Source organism: Rhodococcus sp. T9N (assembly GCF_024436645.1).
In the GTDB taxonomy this organism is placed as follows: Bacteria; Actinomycetota; Actinomycetes; order Mycobacteriales; family Mycobacteriaceae; genus Rhodococcus_F; species Rhodococcus_F qingshengii.
On sequence record NZ_JAMSKS010000020.1, the window covers coordinates 58,893 to 78,163 of the forward strand.

12 protein-coding genes and 3 pseudogenes are annotated in these 19,271 nt (G+C 61.2%); 6 read left to right on the forward strand and 9 right to left on the reverse strand.

All coding sequences use genetic code 11. The features are described from left to right. Positions 1-503: 503 nt before the first annotated feature. From M1L53_RS26240 to M1L53_RS26255, 4 genes are all read left to right on the forward strand, one after another. Positions 504-731 carry a heavy-metal-associated domain-containing protein gene (locus M1L53_RS26240; RefSeq protein WP_030537788.1) on the forward strand — a complete coding sequence of 76 codons (228 nt, stop codon included), beginning with the start codon at positions 504-506 and terminating at the stop codon, positions 729-731. A gap of 48 nt (positions 732-779) precedes the next feature. Beyond that, positions 780-3,083, forward strand: coding sequence for a cation-translocating P-type ATPase (locus M1L53_RS26245; protein ID WP_047270630.1), 2,304 nt, complete (start codon positions 780-782; stop codon positions 3,081-3,083). Positions 3,084-3,446: 363 nt separating this feature from the next. Continuing rightward, the gene (locus M1L53_RS26250; protein ID WP_058228111.1) at positions 3,447-5,909 is read left to right on the forward strand and encodes a cation-translocating P-type ATPase; all 2,463 of its coding nucleotides are present in this window, start codon (positions 3,447-3,449) and stop codon (positions 5,907-5,909) included. Between the two features lie 38 nt (positions 5,910-5,947). Further along, a complete protein-coding gene (locus M1L53_RS26255) occupies positions 5,948-6,634 on the forward strand; it encodes a DUF305 domain-containing protein (RefSeq protein ID WP_047270628.1) in 687 nt (228 codons plus the stop codon). 755 nt (positions 6,635-7,389) lie between these two features. On the opposite strand, the pseudogene ccsA reads toward M1L53_RS26255, so the two are convergent. From ccsA to M1L53_RS26290, 7 genes and pseudogenes are all read right to left on the reverse strand, one after another. Further along, positions 7,390-7,566 (reverse strand): annotated as a pseudogene (ccsA, locus tag M1L53_RS26260) (cytochrome c biogenesis protein CcsA); the annotation flags it as partial. Positions 7,567-7,681: 115 nt separating this feature from the next. Beyond that, entirely contained in the window at positions 7,682-8,158 is a 477-nt protein-coding gene (locus M1L53_RS26265; protein ID WP_047270626.1) for a hypothetical protein, read from the reverse strand. Positions 8,159-8,472: 314 nt separating this feature from the next. After that, positions 8,473-9,649, reverse strand: a pseudogene (locus M1L53_RS26270) (IS3 family transposase). A gap of 205 nt (positions 9,650-9,854) precedes the next feature. Then, positions 9,855-10,543: pseudogene (locus M1L53_RS26275) on the reverse strand (cbb3-type cytochrome c oxidase subunit I); the annotation flags it as partial. A 132-nt stretch (positions 10,544-10,675) separates the two neighbouring features. After that, positions 10,676-12,298 (reverse strand): NlpC/P60 family protein, encoded by a 1,623-nt coding sequence (locus tag M1L53_RS26280; protein ID WP_081377629.1) that lies wholly within the window; start codon positions 12,296-12,298, stop codon positions 10,676-10,678. A gap of 255 nt (positions 12,299-12,553) precedes the next feature. Further along, positions 12,554-13,405, reverse strand: coding sequence for a hypothetical protein (locus M1L53_RS26285; RefSeq protein ID WP_052959930.1), 852 nt, complete (start codon positions 13,403-13,405; stop codon positions 12,554-12,556). 250 nt (positions 13,406-13,655) lie between these two features. Then, positions 13,656-14,018 carry a helix-turn-helix transcriptional regulator gene (locus M1L53_RS26290; RefSeq protein WP_047270658.1) on the reverse strand — a complete coding sequence of 121 codons (363 nt, stop codon included), beginning with the start codon at positions 14,016-14,018 and terminating at the stop codon, positions 13,656-13,658. A gap of 101 nt (positions 14,019-14,119) precedes the next feature. Here M1L53_RS26290 and M1L53_RS26295 point away from each other — a divergent pair, with 101 nt between their 5' ends. Continuing rightward, entirely contained in the window at positions 14,120-16,135 is a 2,016-nt protein-coding gene (locus M1L53_RS26295) for a heavy metal translocating P-type ATPase (protein WP_047270622.1), read from the forward strand. Between the two features lie 195 nt (positions 16,136-16,330). Further along, positions 16,331-16,498 (forward strand): hypothetical protein, encoded by a 168-nt coding sequence (locus tag M1L53_RS26300; RefSeq protein WP_155419211.1) that lies wholly within the window; start codon positions 16,331-16,333, stop codon positions 16,496-16,498. A 272-nt stretch (positions 16,499-16,770) separates the two neighbouring features. Here M1L53_RS26300 and phoU read toward each other — a convergent pair whose 3' ends face one another. Together phoU and M1L53_RS26310 are read right to left on the reverse strand one after the other, a co-directional pair. Beyond that, positions 16,771-17,436 carry a phosphate signaling complex protein PhoU gene (gene phoU / locus M1L53_RS26305; RefSeq protein ID WP_047270619.1) on the reverse strand — a complete coding sequence of 222 codons (666 nt, stop codon included), beginning with the start codon at positions 17,434-17,436 and terminating at the stop codon, positions 16,771-16,773. Between the two features lie 233 nt (positions 17,437-17,669). Then, positions 17,670-17,846 (reverse strand): ANTAR domain-containing protein, encoded by a 177-nt coding sequence (locus M1L53_RS26310; RefSeq protein WP_232354283.1) that lies wholly within the window; start codon positions 17,844-17,846, stop codon positions 17,670-17,672. Between the last annotated feature and the right edge of the window lie 1,425 nt (positions 17,847-19,271).

The window sequence follows — 19,271 nt, forward strand, 5'->3', positions numbered from 1 at the left end:
GTCCGAACACACGATCACACCAGCACGGGAGGCGCGACCTGATTGGGCCGGCATCTCATTCGATGCCTCTTCCTACCCCGTTCGGCGAGGTGAGATTGTGGCCGCCCCGGCATCGGGTCAGCGTCCCGGAATCCCCGGCCTCTGCCCTGCCGCTGGACTGGGATCGAAATCCCGCGAACGGCGCAACTGCCCATGGCTCCGGTGTACACCTGGCGACACTCCACGGGCGCTCGAAATTCGACGTTCTCTGCGCGGGCGAATACACGAGGGAGAATCCGACCAAATGTCCGACGGAAGTAGTCGAGGCGCAGCCTTGACTCACCTTCTCCTAACGCGAGTATAGTAGAAACAGGTACCCCCCTGGGGTACCAGACGGGAAGGGAATCATGAGCGGTCAGACTAACTCGCAGCCGAATCTACTCGATAAGACGCAACGCGGCTGTGGATGCAACTCGACGAAGAAATCACCCACGACATCCGCGCCCACCCCTACGGAGGACATCATGTCTGCAACCAACAACACGTTCGCGGTCACCGGCCTCACCTGCGGGCATTGCGTCGGCGCCGTCACGGACGAGCTGCGCGCCCTCCCCGGAGTGAGCGAGGTCGAGATCGATCTCGTCGCCGGAGGAGTCTCCACCGTGACCGTCACAGCTTCAGCGCCACTGACCGAGGAACAAGTAACTGCCGCGCTCGACGAAGCCGGCAACTATCATCTCGCGAACATCTGACCGGGCGCCCACACCGCCAGCGTAGGCAGGTCAGGAGAGGTACATCTGATGAGCACCCTGGACAACACGACCGTCGCTGCCGAGTCCGCACACAGTGTCGAACTGGTCATCGGCGGCATGACCTGCGCCTCCTGCGCCGCGCGAATCGAAAAGAAGCTCAACAAGATCGACGGCGTCACCGCGACAGTGAACTACGCGACCGAAAAGGCGAAGGTCGATTTCACGGGTGCGGTAGCACCTGAAGACTTGATCTCCACCGTCGAGGCAACGGGATACACCGCCACCTTGCCTGCCCCCAAGGGCTCGTCCGGGGAGGTCGGCACTACCGACGGGGTGGACGCCCGAATCCAGGACGAGGCTTCGCAACTGCGGACCCGACTGCTCGTCTCGCTCGCATTGACTGTGCCTGTGGTCGCATTGTCGATGATCCCGCCATTGCAGTTCACGAACTGGCAGTGGCTGGCCTTGACGCTCGCATCTCCCGTCGTCGTCTGGGGCGCACTCCCCTTCCACCGCGCTGCACTGACGAATGCCCGACACGGCGCGGCAACAATGGACACTCTGATCTCGGTGGGGGTGTCGGCGGCCTACCTGTGGTCACTGTGGGCGTTGTTCTTCGGTCATGCCGGAATGGCCGGCATGAAGATGGAGTTCAGCCTGTTCCCACAGCAGGAGGGCGGAGCGGACCACATCTATCTGGAAGTCGCTGCTGCGGTCACCGTCTTCATACTGGCGGGGCGATATTTCGAAGCCCGCGCCAAGAAGCAGTCGGGTGCAGCCCTACGCGCACTGATGGACATGGGAGCCAAAGACGTAGCGGTGTTGAGGGAACACACCGAGATCCGAATTCCCACCGAACAATTGGTGGTCGGTGACATCTTCGTCGTACGCCCCGGCGAAAAGATCGCGACCGACGGCATCGTCACCGACGGCACATCTGCGGTGGACGCCTCCATGCTGACCGGCGAATCCGTGCCAGTCGAAGTGCGCCCTGGCGACGCCGTTGTCGGCGCCACCGTCAACGCTGGAGGGCGACTCCTCGTTCGAGCAACTCGTATCGGCGCCGACACTCAGCTCGCTCAGATGGCACGACTGGTCGAAGATGCACAGAACGGCAAGGCTCAGGTCCAACGTCTCGCCGACCGCATCTCCGGAATCTTCGTCCCGGTCGTCATCGTTCTCTCACTGATGACGTTGGGTGCGTGGCTTTTGACCGGTCACTCGATGGTGACGGCGTTCACCGCCGCCGTTGCCGTGCTGATCATCGCGTGCCCCTGTGCATTGGGGTTGGCAACACCGACGGCGCTGATGGTCGGAACGGGCCGCGGCGCCCAGTTGGGGATTCTCATCAAAGGCCCCCAGGTTCTCGAATCCACCCGTCAGGTCGACACCATCGTGCTCGACAAGACCGGGACCGTCACCACCGGGCGCATGAGTGTCGATTCGACAGTCGGCGCAGATGGCGAGAATATCGACGAATTACTTTTTGTCGCAGGAGCGTTGGAGGACGGCTCCGAACACCCGATCGCGCAGGCCATCACTCTTGCAGCTCGGGCTGACGGCCGGCCGTTGCCGAGAATCGAAGGTTTCTCCAACCACGACGGCCGAGGCGTCTCCGGTGTCGTAGACGGCCGAGCCGTTGCTATAGGTCGGCGAACCTGGTTGGAGCAGGACTGGTCTCTCGTCGCACCCAAGAATCTGGAAGTGGCCGCACACGACGCGGAAGCCGACGGAAAGTCCCCGGTGTGGGTTGCGTGGGACGGTTCGATCCGCGGAATCGTGGTCGTGTCGGACACTGTCAAGGACACCTCGAAAGAGGCCATCACTGCATTCCGAACCTTGGGACTACGTCCCATCCTGTTGACCGGCGATAATGCTCGCGCCGCCGTCGCCGTCGCAAAACAAGTGGGGATCGAAGCCGCCGATGTCATCGCCGAAGTCTTGCCCGCGGACAAAGTAAGCGCCGTCAAAGACCTCCAAAGCCGTGGGTATACAGTCGCTATGGTCGGTGACGGTGTCAACGACGCCGCTGCTCTGGCACAAGCAGACTTAGGTCTGGCCATGGGCACCGGCAGCGATGTCGCCATCGAAGCCTCCGATCTCACCCTTGTCCGAGGCGACCTGCGCTCCGCCGCAGATGCGATCCGTCTGTCGCGCTCGACGTTGAAAACCATCAAAGGGAACCTTTTCTGGGCCTTCGCCTACAACGTGGCGGCGTTGCCTCTGGCGGCGCTGGGGTTGTTGAACCCGCTGATCGCCGGCGCTGCCATGGCTTTCAGCTCCATCTTCGTCGTCACGAACAGTTTGCGCCTACGACGATTCACCAGTCATGCCACAAGCTCCGATCACTGATTTGATCCCGAATTCGACTGCCCCGATGACCTTCCGTCTGCCCTGAACTCTTCGGACGCGATGTGCGGGAGAGGTCCCACTGTCCACCCGCAACGAATCCAAAGGTTTCACTTCACGACGACCACCATCACGGACGAGGGCAGTCGTCGACTGCTTGGGACACCATGGTCCTTCATCGAATCTTCACCAAACATCTAACCAAGGCATATCCGCCACCGGCAGGCTCAGTATTGAGACACACGTGGACCCCACAACATCACGCCCCAGAGGTGCCGACGATCTGCCACAACACGGGAACATGCCACCGAGGTATCCGCACAGTCGCTGCCGCAAGAATGGCGGTCACAACGAGAGGGCGCAGAGATGAATCGAACCACCGTTCTCGAAGTACAAGGATTGCAGTGGGCGACATCGAAAGCCGCAGTCGAATCAACTCTCCTTCGCCGACGTGGCGTCGTCTCTGCTGAGGCCAACGTCCTCAACCAAACTGCCACGGTCACCTACGACCCGGCTGCAACCTCGATACCCGAACTGTCCCAATGGATCCGGGACTGCGGCTATCACTGCGCAGGGCGATCAGTGCCCTCCCACAGCTGCGACCCCCTCTCCGAACCAAACGACAGCACCAGCGCCACGCCCTCTGAATACCACGTTCATTCAGACCACGCCGACACATCAACCGACGCACCGGTCGAACACCCCGGCGAATCTCCTCACGGCGAACACACAGCGCACGAACCACATGCTCAACACTCTGCACAGGACATGATGGGGCACGGAGGCGCCCACGCCGGAATGTCGATGGACGACATGGTCCGGGACATGCGAAATCGCTTTCTCGTCGCTCTCGTTCTGTCCATTCCGATCATGCTGTGGTCCCCGATGGGGCGCGACATGTTCGGATTCACAGTTCCCGCCCCGTTCGGACTCCGCGACGACGTATTCACCCTGATACTGAGCTTGCCAGTGGTGTTCTACTCGGCCTGGATCTTTTTCGACGGCGCTTATCGGGCTCTGAAGGCCCGCACCCTCGACATGATGGTCCTCGTTGCCGTCGCCGTCGGGGCGGGTTGGCTCTACAGCGTCGCCGTCACCTTCACCGGCGGCGGCGAGGTCTTCTACGAGGCCGCGTCGGTGCTGACGGCTTTCGTCCTGCTCGGACATTGGTTCGAGATGCGAGCCAGAGGTGGAGCCAACGACGCGATTCGCACACTGCTCGAACTGACCCCGCCATTGGCAATCGTGTTGAGAGACGGCGAACCCGTCGAAGTTCCCACCGCCGACGTTGTCGTCGGAGACCTGTTACTGATCCGACCAGGCGGCAAAGTCCCTGTCGATGGAACGGTCGAGAGCGGAACTTCCGAAGTCGACGAGTCAATGGTGACCGGGGAAAGCCTTCCCGTATCCAAAGAACCGGGATCCGCAGTCATCGGGGCTTCCATCAACACGACGGGCACACTTCGCGTCCGAGCAACCAAAGTCGGTGCCGACACCGCCCTGTCCCAAATAGTGGCGTTGGTCCAGGAAGCGCAGAACTCGAAAGCGCCGGGGCAACGGTTCGCTGATCGGGCCGCGTTCTGGCTCGTCCTTGTTGCTTTGATCGGCGGCACCGGCACCTTCCTCGTCTGGTGGGCGGCGGGTGCAGGAGTGCAGACCGCGCTTCTGTTCGCGATCACCGTCGTTGTCATCACCTGCCCCGACGCTCTCGGTTTGGCCACGCCCACCGCCATCATGGTCGGCACCGGACTCGGAGCTCAACGAGGAGTGTTGTTCAAAAATGCCACCGCGCTGGAATCCTCGGCGCGCATCGAGACGGTAGTGATGGACAAGACCGGCACCCTCACCAAGGGTGAACCCGAAGTCACCGACGTCGTCGTCGACGGTATCGGCACCGATGAACTCCTTTCCCTCGTCGCGGCGGTCGAACGCGAGTCCGAACACCCCCTCGCCGGCGCGATCGTCCGCTACGCGACCGAACGCGGCGCCCCGGAGTTTCCCCTCACAAATTTCCGTAATGTGCCAGGTCATGGTGCGGCTGCGGAGGTGGACGGTCGTCGAGTGGCGGTGGGCAACCGCAAACTGATGATCGCCGAAAACGTCGACTTCGGCACATTGATGGGTACACGCGACGACCTCGCGGCCAGCGGGCGCACAGCAGTACTCGTTGCCGTCGACGGACAGGGCGTCGGGGTGATCGCACTCGCCGACGCTGTCCGAGAGACTTCCGCCGCCGCAGTGGCGGCGCTGCACGACTTGGGCGTCGAAGTCGTCATGCTCAGCGGCGACAACGAAGCCACCGCACAGCGCATCGCGGGCCAGCTCGGTATCGATACCGTCATCGCGGAAGTGCTCCCCGGCGACAAAGCCGCCAAGATCGTCGAGCTGCAAAATGCCGGCAAAAAGGTTGCGATGGTCGGGGACGGAGTCAACGATGCTCCCGCGCTCGCACAAGCGGACCTCGGTATCGCCATCGGCGCAGGTACCGACGTCGCAATCGAAACAGCGGACCTCGTGCTGATGCGGTCGGACCCACTCGACGTACCGGTCGCTCTACAAATCGGGCGAGGCACCCTCCGCAAGATGAGACAGAACCTCGGATGGGCAGTCGGGTACAACGTCATCGCCCTCCCCATCGCCGCTGGAGTCTTCGAACCCTCCCTCGGACTTGTACTTCGCCCCGAGATCGCGGCGCTGTCGATGTCCGGGTCCAGCTTCATCGTCGCAGTCAATGCACTACTGCTGAAGCGGCTACGCCTCCCTTCTCCCCCAGATCAACACCGGCCTTCACCCAGCACTACGAAGTCCACCTCACAGAACGTCTCATGACCCGACAACCGATCTCCCAGCGAAAGGGATTCCCCGATATGAAGAAGGTCCTCGCAATCAGTGCTGCAGCAACTGCAGCACTATTCGTCCTCACCGCATGTAACAGCTCCAATACCGATGAAACTACCTCCACGCCAACGTCAATGAGTGCCGAATCCAGTTCATCGGCGAACGCGAGCACTCACAATCAGGCAGATGTGACATTCGCCGAGCAGATGATCCCGCATCACAGTCAGGCCGTCCAGATGAGCGACATGCTCCTCTCCAAAGACGGTATCGACCCCCGAGTGACGACGTTGGCAGAACAGATCAAGGCAGCGCAAGCCCCAGAAATCGAGCAGCTGCAGGCCTGGTTGACCAGCTGGGGACAGAGTTCGTCCTCCTCTGGCATGAATATGCCGACCACCTCCCACAGCATGGAAGGCATGACACCCTCTACCAGCATGAACATGCCGATGCCCTCAGAGAGCATGGGGATGACGCCGGGAATGATGGAGGGGATGATGTCCGCCGATGACATGACCGCGCTGCAGAATGCACAGGGAACCGATGCCGCGAAACTGTTCCTCGCTCAGATGATCGACCATCACCGCGGAGCTGTCGCAATGGCGCAAACTGAAGTTGATTCCGGACAGTATCCCGAAGCTATCTCCATGGCGCAGACCATCATCAGCGCGCAAAACCAGGAAATCACCACGATGGAAGGCATTCTCGCCACGCTGTGATCACGACTTCCGGCGTTCATTGCTCAGATTTCAGTCGGATGTGAGCGCACGCGGCTCGGTGTCTCTGCTTGACAATTGACCTCGGCAGAGGCACCGAGCCTTCTAGGCGACAGGTCAATACCCCGGAGGACACCGAACACTATCGAGGCAACCTCATTTGTTGGAGGGTTTGGTAATTACACCCGAAGATATCCCGAGATCCGCACGCGCCGTCCTGCGTGCGCGGTCACATTCGTCGGGCTCAACATTCTGGTCAGGCTCCGTGGGATACCCACCAGCACGAGGTAGGAACGGGTGCACAAAAACCCACGCCTGAACCGAACCGATCTATTTGCATCAATCAGGTCCAGGCGCAAACCGAGCCCATCGATTAACGAGGGACAGGCCGGGTACGCAAACGAGAACAGACGACATGGAGGTCATGATGCAGGACGTTCGGCGGGGGATGACCGACTCCGAGTTGATCGCGGAGGCGTACCGACTCGAAAGCCAGCCGGTATTGAGCAGGTGCGACCACATCAGGTTGACACTGATACACGATGAACTCGAGTGTCGCGCAGGATGTCGGGAAAAGAAACTCCCTGACGCGGCGCCACAACGGCTTCCGCCTTGCAAGGGCAGGAAGTGCGCATGATTGACAAGTTTGATCACCACGTTCACACACTCACATCAGAATGGCTGCGCCACTCCCCCGGCATGCAGGCGCGGGGCTCCCCTGATCCATATGCCCCCGCGCCACTCTCACCCGCTCGCTCTCAGTTGAGTCCCGCGTACGAATGGAGGCCGGAGACATCCATCTTGATGATGAAGAGATTGAACAGCATTGCGACGAAACCGGCAATGATTATCCAGGCGGCACGGGTATCGCGCCAACCAGAAGTAGCACGCGCGTGCAGAGAGGCGGCGTAGATCACCCAAGCGATGAAGGAGATGTGAACGACGGTTGAAAACTAGACCACCCGTCGTTTCTGGACTAGTTTTCAACCGTCGTCAACAGGAGACCGTTTCCTTGGGGTCCCATCCTTCTTGACAACATCCAATCGCGCACTAGGAGCGTTCGGGGACCGCAGTACCGATCGAGTCCTTCGACACACAAGTACGCACTCCGCACGCCCGCTCACCTTTCAACCGCTGCCGAAACGCGCCCGCCATCAAAGCCAGTGAAATCAGCCCCAGGACCGGTTGTATCGGTGCCCACAGATTCAACGCACCCGTCACACCGACAGTCATGATCACCAATTTGTTGCACACCGGACAGCCGACGGCCAACAGAGCCAGCGCATTGCTGCCAATGCCCACGCGCGAGGGTGCTGCAGAACTGGATTGCGTTCGCACATACGTCGCGAGTATCAATCCACTCAATATCGCGTTCGCGATCCACACCGGATAGTTCCACCACAGCACCGGAGTCATCCGCTGGTAGAACGAAGTCGGCACTATCCCGGTGGGGACGCCGACGATGAGCGCTGCTGCCACCGCACCTGCCGACGCAGTAATCCAACGCCAGAGCGACCAATTCGTCATCGCCGATGTCCCTCCCTCATACAGTGAACTACTAAAAGAGATAGTAGTTCACTGTATGAGACGACCGGAAACGGCAATCCTTCAACGACTTGCATCCCACCCGACAGGGGTATCACCGAGGTGCACGTGTGTGAAAGCGAAGTCTCCACGGCGATCGAATACGATGCGCGGGACAGCGGGAGTTTGCGCAGCGTCGAGGCAGGGCAACCGAGGCCCGCACCGACAAACGTGAGCGCGGTAAGAGTTCGCGTAACAACGAATCGGTCAGTGCGGCTGTCGTCTTGGTAGGACCCCGTTTGGTGAGCCACTCGCTATCAGAGAATCAATGCGTGTGAATACAGCTGGCAGCTGTACTCATTCGGAGTGCGGTAAGCCAGCGATGAATGCCGATGTCGGGTGTTGTAGTCCTCCTTCCCGTCCTCGATGACCACCCGGGCTTCGAGGAGGCTGTGGAACTCGTTCATGTTCAGGCATTCGTCACGGACTCGGTTGTTGAAGGATTCGATGTAGCCGTTCTTCCACGGCTGACCAGGGGGAACATATCCGATTCCCAGTCGGTCCTCGCAGAACGTCCGCAACGCCTCGGAGATGAATTCGGGTCCGTTGTCGCACCGCAACACCTGTGGCGGGCCGCCCCAGAGCGCGAACACTTTCTCCAGGGCGGCGACGAGATCCTCTGCCGGGATGGATCCCTCGACCATGTTGAGCACCGACTGGCGCGAATGCTCGTCCACCATTGACGCGATCTTGAACTTCCGTTCGTCGGTGGTGAAGTCGAACTGGAAGTCGATCGCCCACACCACCTTCGGTGCATGTGCCTCGGCAATCGGGGTGGTCGAAGCGTCGGCTCGTTTGCGGATTTTGCGGACCTTCACCCGCAACCCTTCCTCGCGCCAGAGACGCTGAACCTTCTTCTTTGTTAATCACCCAGCCCATGGCACGCAAGTCCGCCCACGCCCGACGAAACCCCTTGCGGGCATTCGCTTTGGCCCAGTCTCGCAACCACTTCCGCAGATCGGCGTCCGGATCGTCCGGGGTGTCTCTCGCAAGCGCTTTTCGTTGGGTGGATCGCGGTTGCCCGACGATTTTGCAGGCGAAACGCTGTGAGAGCCCCATCGTTTCCTGGAGCATGACGACAGCGTTTCGTTTGGCGGTCAGGCTCAGAATTTTCCAGTGATAATGGAATCAACCCGTTGACGGAACGGCCTGACCCAGAATTTTCCGAGCAATCTCCTTGAGTGCAGCCTTTTCGAGTTCGGCTTCGGCGAGGAGCTTCTTGAGCAGGGCGTTCTCGTTCTTGAGTTCTTTGAACTCTTTGGCGTCGTCGGCTTTCATGCCGCCATACTGCTTGCGCCAGTTGTAGAGCGTCGGCACCGAGACGTCGAGTTGTCGGGCGATTTCCTCGTCGTCGGCGCCTGTGGCGGCAAGTTCGTCGCCGTGGCGCAGTTTTCGGATGATCTGTTCGGGCGTGTGCCGTTTGCGTCCAGCCATGAGTTGCAGCCTTTCATGCCCTTGATCAGGGCGGAAGGATTCTCATAGCTTGCGGGTCACTTGATGGGGGTCATGCCAGTCTCATCCGTCGCCGGCACAGTCATCACCGAAATTGGGAACGAACTCATGGCGACTTCGTGTCCTCACTTCTTCCCGTCATACGTGCGACATATATTGCGTACACGTAGTTTGCGGACGACACGGCTCACTCGGATCCGTTTCCCGCCAGTGTGCTCGTTGTGGGATGGAACCTTCCGGTGTGAGCTTCAGCCCGAATCCGTTCCACCATGTGTGGGTGGTGCATCTCGAACGCCGGACACTCGGAGCGGATAGGGGCTCGGTGAAGTTGTGGCGTGGCGGCGGACAGCTGGTCGCCCACTCGAGAGAATTGCCATTGCCCCACGGATCGTCGACCGTGACGACTTCACCAAATCTGTAGCTCCTGAAGACGTTCCAGATGAACGGCAAGGTGAATGGTGAATGCACCCAAGACGAAGGACTCTACGGTCGAGATGGAGTTCAGTACCGCAAAGTCGTCCAAAGGTAGGTAATCCGCTTAGCGGCGCGGCATCCCCTCGACGCCGAGCCAGTGCTGCACGAGGAAGGTCATGTGGAATCCGCGAACGCCGCTTAGAAATGCCATTTGCCCAGCCACTCATCCATCACTCGGCCAGTCATCTTAGGGAACCAGAAGTAGATCCGCGCGTACGTGGTGAACACAACCGTACCGAAGACCACGTAGTGAAAATGTGCCACGCCGAAGTAACTGTCGGTGACCTGAAAATCGAACGGTGGTCTGGCCAGAAGCACCTCCGAAAGACCATCGACTAAGAAGGTGATCAAGAAACTGATCGAGAACAGCATCGGCGACTCGAAAGTCAATTGCCCCTTCCACCAATCCCGATAACGCCAACCCCACGATCCCCACATGTCCGCGCGCACGCCCGGCGAAACTCTTATGGAGACAGACGTACGCAACGATTTTCGCCGACCTCTGAAGCCAACCGTACCGCCGACGGAGAAGAGCTAGAGAAGCCTGGTCACATTGGGCACCATGCCGTCCCAACGCACCGGGGAAACCTTGACCACATCGCCGGACTGCGGGGATTCAAGCATCTGATTGTTGCCAAGGTAGAGCGCCTCGTGCTGACTTGCGTTGGGCCCGTAGAAGATCAGATCCCCTCGCTTCATCTGAGAGGCTGGAACCTGCCTTCCCGCGGTGTACTGGTACCCGGAGTAGTGCGGAAGTGAGATTCCCACACCAGCAAACGCATAGATCATGATTCCGGAACAGTCGAAGCCTGCATTTTCGAAATCACCGAAAGTGTCCGCGACTCCGCCGTCACGAATTCCGACGGTCGGCCCGTTTGCGTCTCCGCCTCCCCACGAATAGCGGACACCGAGTTGCGACATTGCCCGGTCGATGACAGTTTCGATGGCACCGTCACCGGTGACCGAATTCTGACCGTCGTCACTCACGCCACCTCCGGGCTCCGTCGTAACCGACGGAGCCTTGGTTGGAGAAGCAGGCGGTGACGGCGTAGCCGTCACCGACGTGGGAGCCCTTGTAGAAGCAGCAGACGGTGACGGCGTAGTCGTCACCGACGGCACCTTCGTCTCCGAGGAATCATCGCTGATCTGGGTATGCGGACGCTGTCTGCTGGCAATGTCCGCGGCGCGATCACGTGCAATTTGATCCGCAGCAACCCGGGTCGCAGCTTCCGATGCTGCTTGCTGCGCTGCGGCGATCGCCGCAGCGGTAGCTGCTTCCTCTGCTCTGCGCTGAGTATCCCACTGGTCGTAGACCTGACGCTGGTTCTGCAATCCCGTCGCGCTGTTTCTCGCTGCCTCCAACTCGATTTGCGCGGAATCGCGCTCCTTCATGACCACTGCCTGTTGCTCTGTTGCCGACTTCTGCGCATCCGTCACGCGCTGGATTGCTTCCATTGCGAGGGCTTTGTTGTCTTCTGCTCTGGCTGCAGCAGCGTCGGCGGTCGCCTGGGCCGCCCGTGCCACAGACTCCGTGTTCGATCGCGCCGTTCGTGCGCGCTGAAGCTCGTCCATGACCGCGTTGTGCTTCTTCGTAATCATCCGCACCAGGTCAGCTTTGGCCAAGAGATCGTCGGGGCTGTCGCTTCCGAGGAAGACGGTCAGCGAGCCGGCGGTGCTGCCTTGTCTGTAGCTGGCGGCAACGAAATCGTCGAACTGCTGTTGCGCCACCTCGATTGCCTGCCCAGCCACTCCCATGTCGGTGCGTGCAGCTGCCCCAGCAGCAGTGGCGGCCACCGCGACATCACGGGATGACTGAAGGTCCACCAACGCCTTGTTCACGTCCTCCCGCTTGATCGCAACCTGGGCGGCGATCTCAGCGAGTTGCGCATTCGCCGACGCAACGTCGTTGATCAGATCGCCGATACGGCCCAGAGTTTGATCCACGCGTGAGTCTGCCTGTTGCAACTCGGTATCGCTCGGATTCGGTGGCGGCGGCGGAACCGCCATCGCGATACCGGGAGTGGTTGCGACGATCGATCCGGCGAGAGCCAGACCAAGGACGGCGTGAGCGACTCTCGTGCGAGCATGCGTGAGTCGATTCCGTTGCCTCACAAACACCCCTCGTCCTCGACGACTCAAACTGCGCTCGACACCCATGTACTAAGGACAATAGTAGATAAACATCATCAACTGCCCCATATGACAAAAAGCGTCACATGTTTCCCTCGCGCACCACAGATCGGCTAACCGTGCTGTCGTACCGGATTGGACCAGAACGGCAATGCTCCTGACCTCGGGACCGTTCGCACCCGCTGCGTGGAATCGCCACCCCGCCTTGCTCAGGAATGTCGGGTGCACGCACGAGGCGCCGGCGGGCACATCCCGATTGTCATTGCGCCTGCTGAAGGTTCGTTACAGAGCGATGGTGATCGCCGCGGTGTGCAACTGGCCTCCTGTCTGGAACTCGATGAACAGTCGCCAGTCGCCGGATTTCGAGAGTTTCGCAGGTACATCGAATTCCGGACCTCGCTGATCGCTGTCCAGTGGCGTCAGATCAGCAAAGGCGAGAGTCTGTGCATGGATTGCAGTGACATGGACATAGGCGCCCTCGTAGCGCTGCACGTCGGATCCCTGCTCGTCGCCTCCGGCAATGTCCACCGTGAGCTCTCCCGACTGGCCGGGTGTGAGTTTCCCCGCGACCGTGAGCGTGTAGCCGTCGACCGAGGTCGACGGCATGGCGTGTGGAAGCCTTTCCGGAGTCCCCTCCCCAGGAACTGTGACCAGCTGCGAAAGCACCTGCGTTTCAGAGGTTTTCCCGCTAAGAGCCCTAAACTGGGCGTATACGCGGTATCTCCCGGGTACGAGGCCTGAGATCGGGGCGCTCCACGTGCCGTCGCCAGCCATGATCGGATGCAGATGCGCGAATCTCGTCGAGTCATCCCGAATGAAATACAGATGCATGAGCTGGCCTTGCTCTGCCTCGTACTCGGTTACCGCGCCACCCCCTGAATCGTCGATTCGGAATCTCCACGTCGTGGCTTGACCGGCGGGAATCATCGAATCATCAGTAATCAGCGCCATATCGGAGGTGCTGGACTCGAGCCCATTCATCACTGCCGAGGGTTCGCCGGCCTTGCTCGACGATGACTGAAGGGAAGGCTCCGCACTATCGGTACCGCTGTTCGTGCAGGCCGTGAGTGATGTCACGGCGGCGGCGACCACAGCCGCCACCGTCATGTACCGAGGCAGACTGCGAATATCCATCGGGTTGGATCGCTTTCTTTGTTCCACCGACCAAGGGAGGAGATGTCAGGGGTCGAAATGAAGGGTAGCCCGATCAGGAGATTGCCGATTGATCAACACATTCATCTCGCCCCAGCGAGTAGATCGAGGTTGGTAACACCACTGCAGCATGAGCTTCAGCGAGTGTGTCGCCGCACGCACTGATCACCTGGTCGTCGGACGCGCCGCCGAGGGACTCCGGCGTCGATTGGCCACATATGGGGTGAGCTCTTTACAGGGCAGGGATCGGGTCGTCGGCGATTCCGAGCCCGAGATGTTCGATGTGATAGACCGCTTCGTCGAGAAGCATCGCCACATGATTGTCGTACAGGCTGTACACGACGTTGCGGCCCTGCCGCGTCCCCGTCACCAACCCCATCGCACGCAGCAGTCGCAGTTGATGCGAGACAGCGGACTGCTCCATCCCCACCGCCTCCACCAGGTCACCCACAGAACACGCCCCGTGCCGCAGCCGAGTCAACATCCGCAGTCGACTCGGCGTCGCCAACGCCTGCAACGTGGCAGCCACCGTCGCGGCCGACTCCGCATCGAGCTGCGCGGGCGGTGTGGACGTGCCTTCGACTCCGTGACCCATGTGAAGCATCTTACCCATCATGATTACATGAAGAGGTCTTCATGTTTTCCTGTATCGTGGCGTTCGTTCCTACCCCCCTGCCCCCAGCCGGAAGCCGTGCCATGACCACCCCTGTACGCAGCGATCCACACACCGAGCCCGCGGCGCCCCGGGCCGCAACCGCCGTCCGCACCCGGCCGTTCGCACTCCCGGAAGTGCGGTGGGCAGCCATCGCGACCGGGCTGTTCGTCCTCGGGCTTGCCGCTCAGTTCGGCGGTGCCCCGACCTGGCTGTGGTGGACGCTGTATCTGGGCTGCTACGTCACCGGCGGGTGGGAGCCCGCACTGGCGGGCTTGCAGGCGCTTCGAGAGAAAACCCTCGACGTCGACCTGCTCATGATCGTCGCCGCGATCGGCGCCGCGGCGATCGGCCAGGTCCTCGACGGCGGCCTGCTGATCGTCATCTTCGCCACCTCCGGCGCGTTGGAAGCATTCCTGACCCAGCGCACCGCCGACTCGGTGCGCAGCCTGCTCGATCTTGCTCCCGAACGTGCCACCGTCATCGGCCCTGACGGGCACGAAACCATGGTGGATGCGGCGTCGTTGACGGCAGGTGATGTGATCGTCGTCCGGCCGGGCGAGCGGATCGGCGGCGACGGCCGGATCATCTCCGGAAGCAGCGATGTCGATCAGGCCTCGATCACAGGAGAACCCCTACCAGTGGCAAAACATCGCGATGACGAGGTGTTCGCCGGAACCCTCAACGGGACCGGCACTCTGCGAATCCGGATCGATCACGCGGCATCGGAGACGGTCGTCGCGCGGATCGTGGCGATGGTCGAAGAAGCGTCCGCCACCAAAGCGAAGTCGCAGCTGTTCATCGAGAAGGTCGAGCAGTACTACTCGGTCGGAGTCGTGGCCGCGACCCTCGCAGTGTTCTTCATCCCGTTCGCGCTCGGCGGCGCCCTGCAACCGTCGCTGCTGCGAGCGATGACGTTCATGATCGTCGCCTCCCCGTGCGCAGTCGTGCTGGCCACGATGCCGCCGCTACTGGCGGCGATGGCCAACGCCGGCCGCAACGGCGTGTTGGTCAAATCCGCCGTCGTGATGGAGCAGCTCGGTTCGGTCACCACCGTCGCATTCGACAAAACCGGAACCCTCACCAAGGGGTCCCCGGCCCTGACGGACATCCGGCCGATGAGCGGGGCGAACCTCGCCGCCGACGAGCTGCTCACGTTCGCCGCCGCGGCCGAGCATCCCAGTGAGCACCCGCTCGCTGACGCGGTCGTCGCCGCTGCCCGCCAACGCGGGTTGCAGGTGCCCCCTGTCGAAGAGTTCGACTCCGCCCCCGGCCGGGGAGTGCGAGCACGCCTGAACGGTCGCCGGATTCAGGTCGGCAGCCCCGCACACCTGCTTCCAGCGGCGTCGGCCGCGATCGCGGACCGTGCCACGGCGCAAGCGATGTCTGCGGCCGCCGAAATGGAAGCCGGCGGAAAGACCGCGATCGTGGTGATTGTCGACGCCGCACCGATCGGAGTACTCGGACTGGCCGATCAACTCCGCGACGGCGCCCGCGACGTCGTCGACGAACTGACCACCCTCACCGGACACACTCCGGTTCTACTGACCGGCGACAATCCCCGCGCCGCCGCTGCGCTCGCCGCACAGGTCGGGATCACCGACATGCGAGCCGGACTCCTCCCCGAGGACAAGGTCACCGCCGTCGCCGACCTCGAACGCAGCGGCGCGAAAGTGCTACTGGTCGGTGACGGTGTCAACGACGCCCCCGCACTCGCCGCCGCGCACACCGGCATCGCCATGGGCCGCGCCGGATCCGACCTCGCACTCGACACCGCCGACGCCGTCATCGTCCGTGACGAACTCGCCACCATCGCGCGCGTGATCGCCCTCTCACGCCGTGCCCGGCGCATCGTGATCGCCAACCTCGCGATCGCCGCCACCTTCATCACCACCCTCGTCCTGTGGGACCTGTTCGGGCACTTACCGTTACCCCTCGGCGTCGCCGGACACGAAGGCTCCACCGTCATCGTCGGACTCAACGGAATGCGACTACTTTCCCAACGCGCGTGGCGCTACGAGACAGGCAACCTCGGGTGGCGCCGGGCTCGATCCATCTAGAGAAGAGGTACATCTCCCAAGCAAAGGTCGTCCGCCTTCGATTGCCTGCGCGCTACGTAGTGGCGAAGGGAACCCGCGAGTTTTGCCGCGGGACGCCGTCAATGGACCACCCGCCATGAGCAATCTACTATTGACGATAGTAGGTTGTTGATCGACACTGTCCCAGACCGCTCGATCCGAGCATAGGAGAACTCCATGAGCTTGGCGCCGTTCCTCGTCGTAGTTCTCGGAATTCCAGCAGGAATGGCCGCCATAATTGGACTGATGACCGCGGGCAACGAGAGAAAGAGCCGAGTTGACCGACCGATGCGACGCATGCGCGCGGAGATCAGTCGACTCAATTCGGAGAACGCCGCACAGTAGCCCGGCACGGCATCAACCATGCTCACCGCCGATACACTCGTGCTGCATCTCATCTCGCAACCACGAGCGGGACCACGGACGTGGGGTCAAGATCCTTCCTCGGGAGAGGCGACGTCGTGCAGCCAAGGTCGGGCGCGAGAATCGAACTCCCAACGCAACACCAAATCGGATCTCATCACACTGTCCACGTCTTCCGACTGACCAGACAGCCGGCTTCCACATCGGGGCCGGAATGCGTCATCTCCCCTCCTGACATCCCGGCAAGCTTCAACCTACGGAAGGAGCGCGTCGGGTCGGGCGGGGAGTCGACCGGTTTCGAGGAAGATGATGCGTCGTCCGATTTCCACAGTGTGGTCGCAGAATCGTTCGTAGAACCGTCCGAGCAGGGTGATGTCGACAGCAGCTTGCACTCCGTGCGGCCATTGTTGGGCTTGGGTGACGGTGAACAGGCGCCGGTGCAGTTCGTCCATGACCGTGTCGGCGGCCACAAGCTCTTGCGCGTGAGCAGAATCGACGTGCCGCAGTATTACCTGGGTTTCGGTCGCCCGAGCCACTGCTGTCCTTCCCATGTCCGCTACGACTGCCCGCGCTTCGGGCGGTACGGCCGACGTCGGGTGGCGCAGGCGCGCGATCTTGGCGATGTGGACGGCCAGTGCGCCCATACGTTGCAGACTTGCGGCGATGTGCAAACCGCCAACGGTAAATCGGAGGTCATGTGCCACAGGGGCTTGTAAGGCGAGAAGTGAGAATGACTTGTGTTCCCAGTCGGAGGCGGCCCGCTCGAGGTCGGTGTTCGCGTCGAGTACTCGCTCGGCGGTGCGAAGGTCGGCATCGAGGAGGGCTGCCGTTGCCTCCGACATCGCTGTCACGGTGAGCCCGCACATCGACGCCAGGCCACACGAGAGGTCGTCGAGGCTGTCGGCGAAATGTGTGCGCATCTCATCACCCTAGATGTGTACCCAGCGGTTGTTTCGTCTTCAGTTCGATCCGGGGCATCGGGTCCATTGCGCCTCTTCTCGGCCTCCGTCCGGGCAATACCGTTTCTGTGCCCGCCGGTGACGGGTAGAAATGGATTGAAGCCGACAGCCGTAATGGGTGCTGTCGGCGAGGTGCCTGTGGTTAAGCAGTCAGCCGCAGGTGCCGACCACAACGCGATTCAGTCTGTCATCGGTCACAAACCGAGCAGCAGCTGATCGAATTGCGAACGCAACCCACCGAGTAGAGCGAAGTCTGCGCGAACACGGGCGCTCAACTGCTCGGACACCTGGCGGAGTTTGACGTTCTTCTGCTCCAAGCGCCAGATGAGAATGTCGAAGGCCCGCTCCGCGGAAATTCCGTACACGATCATCAGCATCACTTTGGCCTGCTCGATCGCTCCACGGGAGCTACTGATCTCATCGACCAACTCGTCGACCGACTCCCTGACCCATGCGGTCGAGCGTTTCGGTGACGTCTATGTAAAGACCGGCACTACCGATTACTTCGTCGTTGCCGCCGAGGATGCTGTCGCCCACCACGATTCACCGATCTCGTCACACCATTTGTGTCGACGATGCGATGTCTACTACTGAACGGCCCAAACTGGTCGCCGCCGGCACCGCCCTCTACGAGGCGTGAGGCATTATCTTCCTCGAAGACCAACTCGCGGAAGCCCGCCGCATCAACACCGAACTTCAACAGCAAGAAAGCGGACCCGGCGCATCACCCGAATACGCCCAGCACCTCCGACATCACCCCTCCCCCAATACTCTCCGCTACGCCACCACACCCACCTTCGCGGACTGCATCTTCACAGGGCGGATCTGTCCGAGCGGAAACGTCAGGAGTCGAACGCAGACAATGCTTTCGCTACAGTCGATCAATGCAGCACCATCCCGACGTGGCGTTGCACTCGGCCCACCGAACGCGATGTCGCGCAGGCCGAAAATTCGGTGGGCCGCCTCTGACTGCGCGCCCGTCGACCCTGACACCGGGCCGCACGGCCCATCAGGTCGGACGTCTCACCCTGACCTGGTGAACCACGGTGGAACTGTGTCCCCCCAACTGGCGAAAACACATACCCTCGCTCGGCCGCCGAAAACATGGGTACAGAAGAATTTCACCCCGGACAGCGCCTAGGAACCTTCGATCTTGCCGCAACGCCTGGCCGGGGGCAACGCCTAGAACACACACTCGTCTACGCGACCCCCATGGTGGCAGACATGGATTGATGGTGTCGACGTGTGCTCAGCACGTACCCGTGCGATCGCGTCGCGTTTCACTCGCGAGTGCATGGCAGCATTTTCCGAAATGAGGAGAGTGGGGCAAAGCACCACGGCAAACAGGACAAACCTCACCTCGACCGCCCGCGAAGCGTACGGCCTAGTCGTACACGTCCGGGAGCGGGCGCCGGCATCTACCGGTCTCATCGGTCCTCTGCCTTGTATGGTCGTCGAGACTGCCCTCCCGGCGTCAGCGCCCCATCGGTTGGGTAGAGCACATATGGTCCTGCAATGATGCACGGCCCAATCTCGCAGTTGCACCGAAAGCTCGCTCTCACTCGTCGATCTCGGCCAGAGAACCACGAACGGCACGGAGGACCTCACGAGATCAGTCCGAAAGCGAACTCCATGCCACCACAGCATTTTTCGCCGTGTCGCAAAGTCAAGACGGTCGGTGCTACGCCTGCAGCGCAAGTTTTCCAATCTGTAACTTCGATTATCTGTGCGCTAGCCGCCGAAAAGCAGTCCAGTGCAAGCCGAACCTCTACGCAATACAGTCAGGAGAACCTGAT